This is a genomic window from Campylobacter sp. 2018MI01 (assembly GCF_018501205.1).
Taxonomy (GTDB): Bacteria; Campylobacterota; Campylobacteria; order Campylobacterales; family Campylobacteraceae; genus Campylobacter_E.
In genome coordinates, this window is sequence record NZ_JAHCZE010000038.1 from 1 (window position 1) to 15,750 (window position 15,750).

The 15,750-nt window shown below is 27.2% G+C and carries 14 protein-coding genes; 13 read left to right on the forward strand and 1 reads right to left on the reverse strand.

What is annotated here, in order from left to right:
* The 8 genes from KJQ97_RS06540 to KJQ97_RS06575 form a co-directional block, all read left to right on the forward strand.
* Positions 1-213 (forward strand): hypothetical protein (locus KJQ97_RS06540; RefSeq protein WP_214120326.1); only part of this gene is annotated, 213 nt, incomplete at its 5' end.
* Positions 210-1,610: a UDP-N-acetylmuramoyl-tripeptide--D-alanyl-D-alanine ligase gene (locus KJQ97_RS06545; protein ID WP_214120327.1), complete on the forward strand. Its 1,401-nt coding sequence runs from the start codon at positions 210-212 to the stop codon at positions 1,608-1,610. The genes KJQ97_RS06540 and KJQ97_RS06545, both read left to right, overlap by 4 nt.
* A 109-nt stretch (positions 1,611-1,719) precedes the next feature.
* The gene (locus tag KJQ97_RS06550) at positions 1,720-3,147 is read left to right on the forward strand and encodes a catalase (RefSeq protein ID WP_214120328.1); all 1,428 of its coding nucleotides are present in this window, start codon (positions 1,720-1,722) and stop codon (positions 3,145-3,147) included.
* Between the two features lies 1 nt (position 3,148).
* Complete coding sequence (locus KJQ97_RS06555) at positions 3,149-3,613, forward strand: ankyrin repeat domain-containing protein (RefSeq protein WP_214120329.1); 465 nt, start codon at positions 3,149-3,151, stop codon at positions 3,611-3,613.
* Between the two features lie 284 nt (positions 3,614-3,897).
* A complete protein-coding gene (locus KJQ97_RS06560) occupies positions 3,898-4,593 on the forward strand; it encodes a transporter substrate-binding domain-containing protein (RefSeq protein ID WP_214120330.1) in 696 nt (231 codons plus the stop codon).
* Between the two features lie 308 nt (positions 4,594-4,901).
* Entirely contained in the window at positions 4,902-5,618 is a 717-nt protein-coding gene (locus KJQ97_RS06565) for a transporter substrate-binding domain-containing protein (RefSeq protein WP_214117526.1), read from the forward strand.
* 9 nt (positions 5,619-5,627) lie between these two features.
* Complete coding sequence (locus tag KJQ97_RS06570) at positions 5,628-6,821, forward strand: argininosuccinate synthase (RefSeq protein WP_214120331.1); 1,194 nt, start codon at positions 5,628-5,630, stop codon at positions 6,819-6,821.
* Between the two features lie 251 nt (positions 6,822-7,072).
* Positions 7,073-8,101 carry a cytochrome-c peroxidase gene (locus KJQ97_RS06575; protein ID WP_214117524.1) on the forward strand — a complete coding sequence of 343 codons (1,029 nt, stop codon included), beginning with the start codon at positions 7,073-7,075 and terminating at the stop codon, positions 8,099-8,101.
* 31 nt (positions 8,102-8,132) lie between these two features.
* Here the strand turns inward: KJQ97_RS06575 and KJQ97_RS06580 are convergent, their stop codons facing one another.
* The gene (locus tag KJQ97_RS06580; protein WP_214120332.1) at positions 8,133-8,495 is read right to left on the reverse strand and encodes a histidine triad nucleotide-binding protein; all 363 of its coding nucleotides are present in this window, start codon (positions 8,493-8,495) and stop codon (positions 8,133-8,135) included.
* A gap of 84 nt (positions 8,496-8,579) precedes the next feature.
* Between KJQ97_RS06580 and pheS the strand changes: the two genes are divergently transcribed.
* From pheS to KJQ97_RS06605, 5 genes are all read left to right on the forward strand, one after another.
* Positions 8,580-9,572: a phenylalanine--tRNA ligase subunit alpha gene (pheS, locus tag KJQ97_RS06585; RefSeq protein ID WP_214120333.1), complete on the forward strand. Its 993-nt coding sequence runs from the start codon at positions 8,580-8,582 to the stop codon at positions 9,570-9,572.
* On the forward strand, positions 9,569-11,875 hold the full coding sequence (gene pheT / locus KJQ97_RS06590) for a phenylalanine--tRNA ligase subunit beta (RefSeq protein ID WP_214120334.1): 2,307 nt from the start codon (positions 9,569-9,571) through the stop codon (positions 11,873-11,875). The genes pheS and pheT overlap by 4 nt, the downstream gene beginning before the upstream one ends.
* Complete coding sequence (gene aroA / locus KJQ97_RS06595; RefSeq protein ID WP_214120335.1) at positions 11,872-13,149, forward strand: 3-phosphoshikimate 1-carboxyvinyltransferase; 1,278 nt, start codon at positions 11,872-11,874, stop codon at positions 13,147-13,149. The genes pheT and aroA overlap by 4 nt, the downstream gene beginning before the upstream one ends.
* A gap of 3 nt (positions 13,150-13,152) precedes the next feature.
* Complete coding sequence (locus KJQ97_RS06600; protein WP_214117519.1) at positions 13,153-13,980, forward strand: 4-hydroxy-3-methylbut-2-enyl diphosphate reductase; 828 nt, start codon at positions 13,153-13,155, stop codon at positions 13,978-13,980.
* 84 nt (positions 13,981-14,064) lie between these two features.
* Positions 14,065-15,720: a 30S ribosomal protein S1 gene (locus KJQ97_RS06605; protein WP_214117518.1), complete on the forward strand. Its 1,656-nt coding sequence runs from the start codon at positions 14,065-14,067 to the stop codon at positions 15,718-15,720.
* The last annotated feature ends 30 nt before the right edge of the window (positions 15,721-15,750 follow it).

Sequence of the window (15,750 nt, forward strand, 5' to 3'; positions counted from 1 at the left end):
TTTTTAAATGACAATAATGAAATAGTCAAAATGAGCGAAGGCTCTAAAGTTGTGTTTTTTGAAAATAACGAATTAATCATTAGCGAAATCAAAAAACATTTAAATTTATTTGAAATCACTGAAATAAAAAATCATACTTATATGTTATATAAAGGCGATAAAAATAAATTTATTAATGAATTAAATGTATTTAACGAAGGGTTATTTTTATGATTTATATAGTTTCTTTTGCGTTTTCTTTTTTGATGCTTTATTATTTAGCTTTAGTATTGCAGTTAAATAATTATAAATTTAAAAGAGTTTTATTTAATTTTTCTAAAAAGCGTTGGCATTTTTATTATCTAATAGCACCATTTTTACTCTATGTAATTACTTGTGATATTAATCATTTTTTAGCCTTAGGAGTGGCTATAATTTATCTTTTAGCTTTAATTTTTTTAGCAAAAAATATTGATAAACCTTTAGTATTTACAGCTAGGATTAAGAGATTATTTTTATTTAATTTATTAGGTGCTTTTGTATTTACCCCAATTCATTTTTATTACAAACTTGACCCACATACCTTAGATATTATAATTTTTGCATTTTTACTTTCGTATATTTGTGAGTATTTTGTAAATAAGAGTTTTTATGATAAAGCTTACAATAAAATAAGCAATTTAAAAGATTGTAAAGTAGTATTAATCACTGCAAGTTATGGTAAAACAAGTATCAAACATTACCTAGCTAGTATTACTCAAAACTATTTTAAAATTCATTATGCTAAAGGTAGTATTAACACTCTTTTAGGGCTTATTAAAGATATTAATGAAAACCTAGACCCAAATACAAATTTATTAATAATAGAAGCAGGTGCTAGAAAAAAGGGCGATATAGAAGAAATCACAAAATTAGTCCGCCCACATTATGTAATAATAGGACAAATTGGCACAGCCCATTTAGAATATTTTAAAAATATAGAAAATACTAAAGAAGTTAAAAAAGAAGCCCTAAAAAGCACTAGATTAGAATTAGCAATCACTCATAGTAGTGTAGGGGAGAGCTTTAGCTATGATAGTGCTTTAAGTGAGATAAAAGCTAGTTTAGATGGGCTTAGTTTTAAATGCAATGATGAAAAGTATTTTGCTAATTTATTAGGTAGTTTTAATGCTAGTAATTTATGTGCTTGTATTTACCTAGCTAAGGCTTTAGGTTTAAATTACGAGCAAATTAGCAAAGAAATAGCTAATTTAAAAGCTACAGAACATAGATTACAAATCATCTCTCGTGAGCCAAAATTTATAATTGATGATGGGTTTAATGGTAATTATGATGGTATGAGTGATAGTTATAGAATAATTAAAGATTATAATTTAGGCAAAAAAGTCTTAGTTAGTCCAGGGATAATTGAAGCAAGTGAAGAGTTAAACAAAAAACTATGCGAAGTAATTAATGAATGTTTTGATTTAGCAATTATTACAAGTGAGACTAATGCTAAAATATATGATGAGAATTTAAAAATTAAAAAAATCATTCTAAAAGATAAAGCAAAATTAATTGAAACTTTAGCTAATGAAACTAAAGAAAAGGATTTAATAATATTCTCAAACGATGCTCCTAATTTCATATGAAAAAAATAAAATTATTAGCTAAAAAATTTTTTAGATAATAATTTTTATTATTTACCAATTATTATCCTATATTATTTATTATTACTTCACATTTTTAAAAGGAGATATAATGAAACAATTAACAACGGATTTTGGTAACCCAATAGGTTCAAATCAAAACTCACTTAGTGCAGGTGCAATGGGACCGCTTTTAATGCAAGATTATCAGTTGATTGAAAAACTTGCTCATCAAAATAGAGAAAGAATTCCAGAGCGTGCAGTTCATGCAAAAGGAAGTGGAGCTTATGGAGAATTAAGAATAACACAAGATATTAGCAAATATACAAAAGCAAAAGTTTTTGCTAAGGGTGAAGTTACTCCACTTTTCTTACGCTTTTCAACAGTTGCAGGTGAAGCAGGTGCAGCTGATGCTGAAAGAGATGTTCGTGGTTTTGCGATTAAGTTTTACACAAAAGAAGGTATTTGGGATTTAGTAGGTAATAATACTCCTACATTTTTCTTAAGAGATGCTTATAAATTCCCTGATTTTATTCACACTCAAAAAAGAGACCCAAGAACTCATTTAAGAAGCAATAATGCGGCGTGGGATTTTTGGACTTTAACTCCTGAAGCACTACATCAAGTAACAATTCTTATGAGTGATAGAGGAATTCCTGCATCATATCGTCATATGAATGGATATGGTTCTCATACTTATTCATTTATTAATGATAAAAATGAAAGATTTTGGGTTAAATTTCACTTTAAAACCAAACAAGGAATTAAGTGCTTAACAAATGAAGAAGCAGAAAAAATCATTGCAAAAGATAGAGAATCTCATCAAAGAGATTTATATGAGAATATTGAAAAAGGAAATTTCCCTGTTTGGAGTGTAAAAGTTCAAATCCTTGCAGAAAACGAAGTTGAAAAACTTGGATTTAATCCATTTGATTTAACAAAAGTATGGCCTCATAGCATTGTTCCATTAATTGAAGTTGGAGAAATGATATTAAATCGCAATCCACAAAATTACTTTAATGAAGTAGAGCAAGCTGCATTTAGCCCAAGTAATATTGTTCCAGGTATAAGCTTTAGCCCTGATAAAATGCTTCAAGCTAGAATTTTTAGCTATCCTGACGCACAAAGATACAGAATTGGTGCAAACTATCATCAATTACCTGTAAATAGAGCTAGAAATGAAGTTAGCACATATAATGTTGCAGGTGCTATGAATTTTGGTATAGGTGATAATTTAGCTAATGGTGCTTATTATGAGCCAAATACTTTAGGTGGTGCAAGTGAAAATGCTAAATATCTTGAGCCTGATTTGGCAATAGGTAATAGTGCAGCTAGATATGCTCCGCTTGATAATGATTTTTATACACAACCAAGAAATCTATTTAATATCTTACCTGCTGATGAAAAAGAAAGACTATATAAAAATCTAGCAGCAAGTTTTGATGGTGTAAAAGATGAAATCATTGCAAAAGCTCTAGCACATTTTGAAAAAATTAGCCCTGAATATGCAAATGGCGTAAGAAAAGCTTTAGGAAAATAAAATGCAATTAAGTAGTGCCGAATTAGCAAGATACGATGAATTATGTAAAATGGCGTTGGATTTTGCAAGAAATAATGATTACAACACTCTCCTTAACATGATAAAGGCAGGATTTAATGTTGATTTTAAAGACCATCGTGGAAACACACTTTTAATGTTGGCTTGTTATAACGGCTCTTACGAATGCGCTCAAATGCTTATTAGCAATGGTGCAAGTGTTGATATGAAAAATGATAAAGGTCAAACTCCACTAGCTGGAGTTTGCTTTAAAGGTTATTTAAATATCGTAAAACTGCTAGTAGAAAATGGAGCGAATATTGATGAAAACAATGGTTTAGGAATGACTCCTTACACATTTGCTTTAATGTTTGGAAGAACTGAAATTGCTGAATATTTAGCTTCGCAAAAATCTAGTATATTAAAAAAATTAACGTTAAAACTCTTAAAACTCTTCAAAAAAGTATAAAATTTAAAAGCAAATAATATTTTTTATAAATAATTAATATTATTTGCTATTTTATGATATATTTTTGCAAAAAATTTTAAAGGAGATAAAATGTTAAATTGTAACAATCTAAATTCTTTTGTATTATTAACTAAAGCCCATTGACCCTTACTCTTATTTTTTAATTTCCCAAATTTTTATTATTGTTTATTTTTTTAGTTTTTTATTTTTAGCATTTTAAGCTTTATAGCTTTATTGTATTTGCTTGAAAATAAATTTGTTTTATTGTTTTTAAAGGAAAAATTATGAAAAAATTTATTATTTTATTAGCATTTGTAATGCAAATTTTCGCACAAGATTTGATTAAAGTTGGTATGTCGCCTGGTTTTGCTCCGTTTGGATATATAAAAGATGAAAAAATCGTTGGCTTTGATATAGATTTAGTAAATGAAATAGCTAAAGTATTGGATATTAAAGTGGAATTTGTTCCTATGGATTTTGATGCTTTAATGGGTGCTGTTAAATTAGGCAAAATTGATGTGATAGCTTCAGGACTTAGCAATACTCCTGCAAGGGCAAAAAATGTTGAGTTTAGTGATATTTATTACACTGGTTCAAATTGTTTTTTAAGATTAAAATCAAGAACTGATATTAAAGATTTAAATAATTTAGTAGTAGGAGTGCAATTAGGTTCAATTCAAGCTGCAATGCTTAATGAAATTCCTTCGGCAAAACCATTTTTAAATTCTGAGATTTCAAATCTAATCCTAGCATTAGTAAATGGCAAAATAGATGCTGTTATAGTTGATAAATTAGTAGCTAGAGGATACTTAAATACCTATAAAGAAATTGAAATATTTAAAGATTTAAAAGAAAAAGGTGGCACTAGCTTTGCATTTGCTAAAGGTAATATTAAATTAAGAGATGATTTTAATAAGGCTTTAGAAATTGTAAAAAGTCAAGGAATTTATGAAAAATTATTAGAAAAATATGAAATGTGATATTTTTTAATACAAATTTTGTTAATTTTGTTACAAATCGTAACGAAATTAACAAAAAAAATAATTTTTTATTATCATTAACAAAAAATATTGATATTATTATTTAAATTATTTTAAAGGAGAAAAAATGCAAAAGAGTGTTGCTAAATTATTTTTAAGACTTCGTTGATGCTTACTACTATTTTTTAATTTCCCAGATTTTATCATTGTTAATTTTTATTATTGTTAGTTTTATCATTGTTATTTAGGTTATTTTAGTTTTTTGCTCTAAGCAATTTAGTTATTTATTTTTATTAAAAGGATTAATTATGAAAAAGTTATTTTTAGGTTTTGCACTAGTTGCACAAATTTTTGCTCAAGATATTTTAAAAGTAGGAACATCTCCAGGTTATGCACCATTTGAATATATGAAAGATGGTAAAATTGTTGGATTTGATATGGATTTAGTGGAAGAAATAGCAAAAATACTAGATATTAAAGTTGAATTTGTTGCTATTGAATTTGATGGTTTAATCAATGCTTTAAAAGCAGGGAAAATTGATGTTATAGCTTCTGGAATGAACGAAACCCCACAAAGAGCAAAAAGTGTTGATTTTTCTAATTCATATTATAACGGGGTAAATTATTATGTTAAATTAAAAGAAAATACTAATATAAATTCTTTAGAAGATTTATCAAAAGGGGCTAAATTAGGAGCTCAATTAGGCACTTTACAAGCTGATGAAGTTAGTAAAATTAAAGGCGTAAAACCATATTTAAATTCTGAATTAATAGTTTTTGTTTTAGCAACGGTTAATAAAAAAATAGATGGTTTTGTATTAGACGCTGCTGTGGCTAAAGGCTATATTAATACTTATCCTGAACTTAGCGTATTTGCTAAAACACCAATTTTAGGTGATGGAGTGAGTTTTGCATTTGCTAAAGGTAATACAAAATTAAAAGATGATTTTAATAATGCCTTAAAAATTCTAAAAGACAACGGAACTTATGTAAAATTATTACAAAAATACGATTTAGATAATTAAGGAGAAAGTATGAAAAAAATTGTTTTAGCTTATAGTGGTGGGCTTGATACTTCAGCAATTATTCCTTGGCTTAAAGAAAATTATGATTGTGAGGTGTATGCTTTAGTAGCTGATGTGGGTCAAGATAAAAATGAATTAGTAGATGTTAAACAAAAGGCATTTAATTCAGGAGCAAAAGATTGTGTGGTAGTTGATTTAAAAGAAGATTTTGTTAAAAACTATATATATCCTACAATTTTAAGCGGGGCATTATATGAAGGCACATATTTACTAGGCACTTCAATGGCAAGACCGGTAATTGCTAAGGCTTTAGTTGATTATGCAATAAGCATTAATGCTGATGCTATCGCACATGGAGCTACAGGAAAAGGAAATGATCAAGTAAGATTTGAATATACTATAAACGCACTAGCACCTAAGTTAGAAGTTATAGCTCCTTGGAGAATTTGGAATATGAAATCAAGAGAAGATTTGCTTGATTTTTTAGCGTTAAAAAATATTAAAACAACAGCGAGTAAAGAAAAAATCTATAGCAAAGATGCAAACGCTTGGCATATTTCAACTGAAGGCGGGGTTTTAGAAGATACAACGACTTTTAATAATGAAGATTGTTTTTGTCTAAGTGTAAATCCAAAAATCGCTCCTAATGAAGCTGAATTAGTAAAATTAAGCATTGAAAAAGGTGTGGTTACAAAGGTAAATGATATTAGTCTAAGTCCTTATGAAGCTTTAAATAAGCTTAATGAAATAGGGGCAAAACACGGAGTTGGTAGGATTGATATTGTAGAAAATAGGCTTGTAGGAATGAAATCAAGGGGATGTTATGAAACACCTGGCGGAACAATTATAAATACTGCTTTAAGAGCGTTAGAACAAATCGTTCTTGATAGAGATAGCTTAAAATTAAGAGCTATGTTAGGACTTGAAATGAGCTATTTAGTGTATGATGGTAAGTGGTTTTGCCCTACAAGAGTTGCTATTAGTGCTGCGATTAATGAATTTAGCAAAGATTTAAATGGAGAAATAATTATAGAATTATATAAAGGCAATTGCAATGCAATGAGTAAAAGCTCTCCTAATAGTCTTTATGATAAAGATTTTGCAACTTTTAGCGAAGATGAAGTTTATAATCAATTTGATGCAGCAGGATTTATAAGACTATTTAGCTTAAGTGCAAAAATTAGGGCACTAAAAAAATCTTAATTTAATGTTTTAGGTCTTTTCATTAAGACCTAAAATTATTCTATTTCTATATTTACTTTATTTGTAATCTAAACCTTTTATAGCTCTTCAAAATAATATGTATTTTAGTTTTTATACAAAGTATATTTTTATATCAAATAATATTTTTTATCAAAAAATAAATTATAAAACTATAAAATTTTATATAAATAATATTTTTTATTATCTAAAAAACTTTATAATCTTTTTACTTTAATTAAAAGGAGAAAATAATGAAAAAAATTATGTTATCTTTAAGTTTATTAGTAGGTTTAAATGCTGCTAGTTTAATTGATGAAGCAAAAGAAGCAGGTTTGGTTGCTATACCTAGCGATAAAGCCAAATTAGAAGAATTAATTAAACAATATGCACCTGATTATGTAGAATATCCTACCACTAAAGAAAGAGTTGAACTTGGTAAAAAACTATATTTTGACCCAAGAATTTCAAAAAGTGGAATTATATCTTGTAATACCTGTCATAATTTAGGTTTAGGTGGAACTGATGGAGTTCCAGCAAGTACAGGGCATAAATGGTCTCCTAATCCACATCATCTAAACTCTCCAACGGTTTATAATTCTGTATTTAATTCTTCGCAATTTTGGGATGGTCGTTCAGGTCATTTACAAGACCAAGCAAAAGGACCTATCCAATCATCAGTAGAAATGGCAGCTATACCAAGTGAAGTTGTGAGCAAAATTACTTCAATTCCTGAATATGTTAATGATTTTAAAAAAGCTTATGGAGATAAAAAAATTGATTTTGATTTAATTGCTACAAGTATTGGTATTTTTGAAAGAACCTTAATAACTCCATCAAGATTTGATGAATTTTTAAATGGTAATGAAAAAGCTTTAAGTAAAGAAGAAAAACAAGGATTAAAACTATTTATAGATAAAGGTTGCACTGCTTGTCATACAGGTATTAATCTTGGTGGGACACTACAAGCATTTGAAGTAGCTAATAAATATAAATATGCAAATATAGGTGATTTTAAAGGAGATAGCGATGGTTTAATTAAAGCTCCTACATTAAGAAACATTGAATTAACCGCACCTTATTATCATAATGGTGCTATTTGGGAATTAGATGAAGCTGTTAAATTAATGGGAAAAATCCAATTAGGAATAGAAATAAATGATGAAGAATCACAATTAATAATTACATTCTTAAAATCACTAACAGGTAAAATGCCTGATATTACATATCCTAGCTTACCTGCTTCAACTTCTAAAACAATCAAACCTGATTTAGAATATTAAAACATTCCTAGCTAAATGCTAGGAATTTAAATTAAAATAATGCTTCTTTATTTTCTTCAACTTTTGGGATAAATAGTTTTAATCCACCTAGCATATGAAAATGTAAATGAAACACTTCTTGTCCTGCATCAGCACCTACATTAGTAAGTAATTTATATCCGCTTTTATCAAGTCCTAATAATTTTGCAACTTCGTGAATAAAATCTGTCATTTTCGCCATTGTAGCACCATCAACATCTTGAAAACTTACAAATCTTTTTTTAGGAATTATTAATATATGAACAGGAGCTTTTGGGTCTATATCGTGAAATGCTAAAAATTCATCATTTTCTAAAACTTTACTAGATGGGAGTTCGCCTATTACAATTCTTTCAAAAACATTTAAATCGCTCATTTTCTTTCCTTTTTTTAATAGTCTTAATCGTTTATTTATGTAATTTACACTAAAATTGTAAAAAATCAATAAAAAGGCTAACTCTTGGAAGATATTTTAATTAGTTTAGATAATTGTTCTTCGCTTGAAGAATTAGAGCAAATAAAGGTGCAAATTCTTGGTAAAAAAGGTTATTTAACAAGTGAATTTGCTAAGTTAAAAGACTTAGAAGGTGATGAAAAAAAACAAAGAGCAGAAATTTTAAATAAATTAAGAGATGAATTTAATGATAAATTTACTCAAAAGCAAAAATATTTAAAAGATGAATTTATAAAAGCAAAAGCTAAAAAAGATGCTTTCAATTTTGCTTATTTTGATGAGCGTTCAAATTCTGGTGCTCTTCATCCTGTAATGAGCACAATGGATAAGATAATTGATTATTTTTTAAGACAAAATTTTAGTCTTGAAGAAGGTCCGTTGATTGAAGACGACTTTCATAATTTTGAAGCTTTAAATTTACCTAAATCACATCCTGCTAGAGATATGCAAGATACTTTTTATTTTATAGATAAATTACTACTTAGAACTCAAACAAGTCCGGTGCAAATAAGAACTATGAAAAAACAAAATCCACCTATTAGAATGATTGCACCTGGTGCCGTATTTAGAAGAGATTTTGATATTACACACACTCCTATGTTTCATCAAATAGAAATGCTTGTGGTTGAAGATGGGGATAAAATATCTTTTGCTAATTTAAAATATGTTTTAGAAGAATTTTTAAGATATATGTTCGGAGATGTAAAAGTTAGATTTCGTCCAAGCTTTTTCCCATTTACAGAGCCTAGTGCAGAAGTTGATATATCTTGTGTATTCTGCGGCGGTTGTGGTTGTAGAATTTGTAAGCAAACTGGCTTTATTGAAGTTATGGGTTGTGGTATGGTTCATCCAAATGTATTTAAAAATGTTGGCTATAAAAATGTTAGCGGATATGCTTTTGGTTTAGGAGTTGAGCGATTTGCAATGCTACTTCATAAAATACCTGATTTAAGGTCGTTATTTGAAGGAGATTTAAGATTATTGGAGCAATTTAAATGATAATTAGTAAGAATTGGTTAAATGAATTTATAGACTTAAAAAATATTAGCACAGATGAATTAGTAAAAACTTTAAATAGCATAGGTTTAGAAGTTGATGGAGTAACTACAATTATAGCTCCTAAAAAAGTTGTAGTTGCAAAAGTAATGAGTAAAGAAAAGCACCCTGATGCTGAAAAATTAAGTATTTGCCAAGTAGATGTTGGTAATGAAGTTTTACAAATCGTATGTGGAGCTAAGAATGTTGAAGCAGGGCAATTTGTAGCAGTTAGTTTAGAAGGTGCACAAATTGGTGATATTACTATTAAAAAAGCTAAATTGCGTGGGGTTGAGAGCAATGGAATGATATGCTCATCAACTGAACTTGGATTTGCTAAAATAAATGATGGCATTATGGTTTTAGATAATAGTATAGGCGAACTTACTTTAGGTAAAGAATTATGCGAATATCCTTTATTTAATGATGAATTAATTGAAATTGAGCTAACTCCTAATCGTGGGGATTGCTTAAGTATTAATGGTATAGCAAGAGATTTAAGTGCAGCATTAGATATTAATTTAAAAGAAAAAAAACCTTTTAAAGATGTTGATAATGCAGAAGGCATTAGAAGAATTTTGAATGTTCATTTTAGTGATGGAATTGATGGTAATTTAAATATAAAAGCAATAGAATTATTAAATAATATTGAAAATACTTTAAAGGTTAAATTAAGATTAGCTAGTATTGAAGAATTAAAAGATAATGCTATAGAAAACTTATTATCTTATACAACACATGCAAGCGGGGTATTATTTAATGCAGTTGATTTAAGCAAATTATGTAATGAATGCGAGCAAATAAGTTTAGATGTAAAAACTAAAGAAAACAAAGAATTTGTTATTAAGTATAAAGATAAAGAATTAGCAATTGCTGGAATTACACAAAATGAAGAATTTAAAATAGATAAAGATAGTAAAAAAATAATCATAATTGCAAATTATGTAAATCCTAAAATAATCGCAAATACCCATAAAAATTATAAAAATACAGATATTTATAGAAGTTTTAGGGGCAGCGAACCAGAGCTTAATATAGGAATTGATTATTTATTTAATTTGTTACAACTTAATAAAAACATTAAAATTTATGGTAGTTCTTGTCAAAATACCCCAAGCAAAGAAAAAATATCAATTAATTGTAATATTAGCGAGCTTGAAAATATGATAGGTCAGTCTTGCGAAAAAAATGATGTTGTGAAAATTTTAAAAAGATTAGGGTTTGAATTAAGTATTGCTGAAGATAATCTATATTTAAAAGTTCCATTTTATAGACATGATATTAATAATTCTGCTGATATTTGTGAAGAAATAGTAAGAATGATAGGCATTGATAATATTAAGCCTAAACCACTTGATTTTTATGAATTAAACAGAACAAACAACACTTATTTAAAATATAAAAAATCTCTTGAATTAAGAAATAGAGCTTTAATGTGTGGATATTTTGAAAGTATTGGCTATGTTTTTGATAGCAAAGAATTTTTAGAAAAATTAAATTTAAAATATATCAAAAATGAAATTATAAACCCAATCACAAATGAAATGAATACGCTAAGAAGCTCTATCATTAGCACACTTTTAAAACAAGCTAGTTTTAATTTTAATAATTCAAGAAAATCAGTAAAATTATTTGAAATTGGTAGCGTATTTGATGAAAACGGACAAGAAAATAAAAAATTTGCTTTAATTAGCTCTGGCTTAAGTGAAAATGCAAATTTAAAAAATCATGCAAAACCTAAAAATGTTGATTTTTTCACATTCTTAAATGAATTAAAAACAATATTAAAGGATTTCCAATTAAAATCTAGTGATTATCATTTATTTAGCGAATTTGAAAGAGCTGATATTTATAAAAACAATCAAAAAATAGGGGTAGTTGGAAGATTAGATTTACATTTAGAAAATGAATTAGAATTACCGGTTACTTATTTATGCGAAATTGATTTTAATGCTTTAGAGTATGATTTTATACAAGCAAAAGCTTATTCAAAATTCCAAGGAACAACTAGAGATTTAAGTATTTTAGTGCCTAAAAATTATGATTATTCAGTTATAAAATCAACTATAAATAAATTAAACATTAAGAATTTAAAAGATTTTAAAATAGTAGATTTATATCAAGATGAAAGCTTAAAAGATTATGAAAGTTTAAGTATAAGTTTTTCATTTGTTGATGATGAAAAAGTATTAAAAAATGATGATATAAATAATGAAATGAATGAAATTATTAGTGAATTAGATAAAATAGGATTAAAATTAAGATGAAAATAAAAGCATTAAATAAACAATTTGATTTAGTTTTGGAAAATATAGCTGCAGATAAATCTATCTCTCATAGAGCTGCTTTATTTTCTTTATTAACTAATGGGGAGTGTAAGGTTAAAAACTATCTTTACGCACAAGATTGCCTACATACTTTAGAAGTTGTAAGAAATTTAGGTGCTACAATAAAAATATATGAAGATAAAAATGAATTAGTTATAACACCGCCTAATGCTATCAAATCTCCTAATGTAGTTTTAGATTGTGGAAATTCTGGGACACTAATGAGACTTTTAATTGGTTTTTTAGCTAGTCAAGATGGTTTTTTTGTTTTAAGCGGAGATGAATATTTAAACAAAAGACCCATGAAAAGAGTAAGCGATATACTTAATAAACTAGGGGCTAAAATTGATGGTAGAGAAGGGGCAAATTATGCTCCTTTAGCAATTAGGGGAGAAAAAATAGATTATTTTACTTTTGAAAATACTCTAAAATCAGCACAAGTAAAAACTGCATTAATATTAGCTGGATTATTAAGTAATGGTTGCGAAATATACGAAAGCGAATTAAGCAGAGACCATTCAGAAAATTTATTAAAAATGATAAAAGCACCAATAAAAACAGATGGTTCTAAAATAAAAGTAAAACCATTACAAGATAAATTACAATCGTATGAAATAGAAGTTCCAAATGACCCTTCTTCTGCATTTTTCTTTGCTGTTTTATGTGCTATCAGTGATAATTCCACTCTAGTTTTAAAAAATATGCTTTTAAATAAAACTAGAATTGAAGCATTTAAAATTCTTGAAAAAATGGGGGCTAATATAACATATCAAATAGAGAAAAATGATTATGAAAATATAGGAACCATTACTATAAAAAGTTCTAAATTAAAGGCTGTTGAAGTTAGTGAAAATATTTCTTGGCTAATTGATGAAATACCAGCATTATCAATAGCATTTTTATATGCTGAAGGAAATTCTATTGTCAAAAATGCAAAAGAATTAAGAGTAAAAGAAAGCGATAGAATAAAGGCTGTCCTTGAAAATTATTCAATTTTAGGTGTTGAATACGAAGAATTTGAAGATGGATTTATGGTTGTTGGAAAAAGTATAAAAAATAATAATGTAATGCTAAAAAGTTTTGCAGACCACAGAATAGCTATGAGTTTTTCTTTGCTAGCTAAAGATTATGAAATAGAAATTGACAATGTTGAATGTGTAGATGCTTCTTTTACAAATTTTTATGAAATTTTATCTTTATTTGAAAGACAATAAAATATGAAAATAGAATTAGCTAAAAGTTACGGATTTTGTTTTGGAGTTAAAAGAGCTATCAAACAAGCAGAAAAGACTAAAGATGCAGCCACTATTGGGCCATTAATTCACAATAATGATGAAATATCAAGATTAAAGAACGATTTTAATGTAAAGACTATTAATGATATAACAGAATTAAATGATGAGAAAAAGGCTATTATAAGAACGCATGGAATAACAAAACAAGACTTAGACATATTAAAAGAAAGTGGTAGAGAAATTATAGACGCAACTTGCCCTTTCGTTAAAAAGCCACAAGAAATTGTGGAAAAAATGAGCAACGAAGGGTATGAAATTGTTATTTTTGGAGATAGCAATCATCCAGAAGTAAAAAGCGTAAGAAGTTATGCTACTACTAATAATTATGTAGTTTTAGATGAAAAAGAACTGATAGATATTAAGTTTAAAAATAAAGTAGCTTTAGTAAGTCAAACTACAAAAAAAGTAGAAAAATTTATGCAAATAGCTAATTTTTTAATGTTAAAAGTAAAAGAAGTAAGAGTTTTTAATACAATTTGCGATGCAACATTTAAAAACCAAGAAGCTATTAAAATTCTTGCAATGAAAAGTGATGTTATGATAATTGTTGGCGGTAAAAATAGCTCAAATACAAAGCAATTATTTTTAATAGCAAAAGAGCATTGCAAAGATAGTTATTTAATTGAAAATGAAAATGAATTAGATTTTAATTGGTTTAAGGATAAAAATCTATGCGGAATTAGTGCAGGAGCTAGCACACCTGAATGGATTATTGATAAAGTTGTTAAAAAAATAGAAAATTTTACTTAATATTAAATAGTCATAAGTGAAATAGTGATAGAATAGGGCACAATCATTTCTTAATTTGATTAATTTTATTACAAAAGGACCAAAATGGCTAAGTTAAATGGAGCTCATAACAATTTAGAAGATTTAGAAAACATTGATTTCGCGGCAATGTTAGATGAGTTTGAAAGCGAAAAAAATCCTGAAAATATTTCAGTAATTGATGGAAAAATTATTAAAATTGAAGGCGACGAAGTATTTGTTGATATACAAGATAAATCAGAAGGTGTTTTAAACATTAGTGAAATCACAAAAGATGATAAGCTATTATTTAATGTTGATGATGTTATTAAAGTAACAGTTGTAGGTAGTTATAATGGACGCCGTTTATTATCATACAAAAAAGCACTTCGTAAAGAAAAAGTAGTTGAATTTATTAAAAACTATAATGAAGACAATAACGATACTTTTGAAGTAAAAATTATAGGAAAAAATCGTGGTGGTTTTGTTGCAGTAGATAATAATGAAGTAGAATTTTTCTTACCAAAATCACAATGCTCTCATAAAGAAATTAATACTTTAATGAATAAAAAAATTAAAGTTAAAATATTAAAAATTGATGAAGAAACACAAAGTATAGTTGTGTCAAAAAGAAAAGCAAACGAAGAAGACCGCAAAAAGAAAAAAGAATTAATTAATAATATAATCAACGATTCAGAACTTAAAGAAGGTGTTGTTAGAAAACTTACAAGCTATGGAATGTTTGTTGATATTGGTGGAGTTGATGGCTTGGTTCATTATAGCGAAATATCTTATAAAGGTCCTGTAAATCCTAGTACTTTATACAAAGAAGGGGATAAAGTTTTAGTAAAAATTGTAGGATATGATGAAGAGAAGAAACATATTTCTTTATCAATTAAAGCAGCTTTAAGTGACCCTTGGGATGAAATTAAAGATAGCTTAGAAATTGGAGATATTTTAAAAGTAGTAGTTTCTAATATTGAAAATTATGGAGCTTTTGTAGATTTAGGAAATGATATTGAAGGATTTTTACATATAAGTGAAATTTCTTGGGATAAAAATGTTAAAAATCCAAGAGATTATTTAAAAGAAGGTCAAGAAATTGATGTTGAAGTAATTGAAATAGATTATGAAAAACGCCGTTTAAGAGTATCTCTTAAAAATTTACTTCCAAAACCTTTTGATGGCTTTAATGAGAAATTTAAAGCAGGAGATATTGTTGAAGGCGAGATTAGTACTATTACAAATTTTGGAGCTTTTGTTAAAATTGACAATATTGAAGGTTTATTATTAAATGATGATATATCTTGGACTGAAAATGAAACTTGCAAAAAAGTTTATAAAGTAGGGGATAAAGTAAAAGTTAAAATTAGAAAAATTGATAGTGAAAACCAAAAAATTTCTTTAAGTGTTAAACATTTAGAAGAAAGTCCTAGTTCATTATTTGCTAAAGAACATAGATTAGGTGATGTTATTAAAGGTATTGTAAGCGATATTAAAGACTTTGGAGTGTTCGTTAAAGTAAATGATAAAGTTGAAGCTTTAATTAAAAATGAAGATTTAGGAGAAGTTAAGCCTAATATTGGAGATGAAATTGAAGGAGCTTTAATTTTCACTAGAAATGGTAAAATTCGCTTAAGTATAAAAAAATTAAATTTAATTAAAACTCGTGAAGATTTAGAAAAATTTAATTCTGATGATAAAATTACAATAGGTGATATAATTAAAGATCAATTACAATAGTAATGAAACAACACTCGTTATATTTTATAT

What these genes read in the sequence shown, in the direction of transcription:
- KJQ97_RS06545 (WP_214120327.1), top strand. Translation starts at nt 210, where the DNA reads ATGATTTATATAGTTTCTTTTGCGTTTTCTTTTTTGATGCTTTATTAT.
- KJQ97_RS06550 (WP_214120328.1), top strand. Translation starts at nt 1,720, where the DNA reads ATGAAACAATTAACAACGGATTTTGGTAACCCAATAGGTTCAAATCAA.
- KJQ97_RS06555 (WP_214120329.1), top strand. Translation starts at nt 3,149, where the DNA reads ATGCAATTAAGTAGTGCCGAATTAGCAAGATACGATGAATTATGTAAA.
- KJQ97_RS06560 (WP_214120330.1), top strand. Translation starts at nt 3,898, where the DNA reads ATGAAAAAATTTATTATTTTATTAGCATTTGTAATGCAAATTTTCGCA.
- KJQ97_RS06565 (WP_214117526.1), top strand. Translation starts at nt 4,902, where the DNA reads ATGAAAAAGTTATTTTTAGGTTTTGCACTAGTTGCACAAATTTTTGCT.
- KJQ97_RS06570 (WP_214120331.1), top strand. Translation starts at nt 5,628, where the DNA reads ATGAAAAAAATTGTTTTAGCTTATAGTGGTGGGCTTGATACTTCAGCA.
- KJQ97_RS06575 (WP_214117524.1), top strand. Translation starts at nt 7,073, where the DNA reads ATGAAAAAAATTATGTTATCTTTAAGTTTATTAGTAGGTTTAAATGCT.
- KJQ97_RS06580 (WP_214120332.1), bottom strand. Translation starts at nt 8,495, where the DNA reads ATGAGCGATTTAAATGTTTTTGAAAGAATTGTAATAGGCGAACTCCCA.
- pheT (WP_214120334.1), top strand. Translation starts at nt 9,569, where the DNA reads ATGATAATTAGTAAGAATTGGTTAAATGAATTTATAGACTTAAAAAAT.
- aroA (WP_214120335.1), top strand. Translation starts at nt 11,872, where the DNA reads ATGAAAATAAAAGCATTAAATAAACAATTTGATTTAGTTTTGGAAAAT.
- KJQ97_RS06600 (WP_214117519.1), top strand. Translation starts at nt 13,153, where the DNA reads ATGAAAATAGAATTAGCTAAAAGTTACGGATTTTGTTTTGGAGTTAAA.
- KJQ97_RS06605 (WP_214117518.1), top strand. Translation starts at nt 14,065, where the DNA reads ATGGCTAAGTTAAATGGAGCTCATAACAATTTAGAAGATTTAGAAAAC.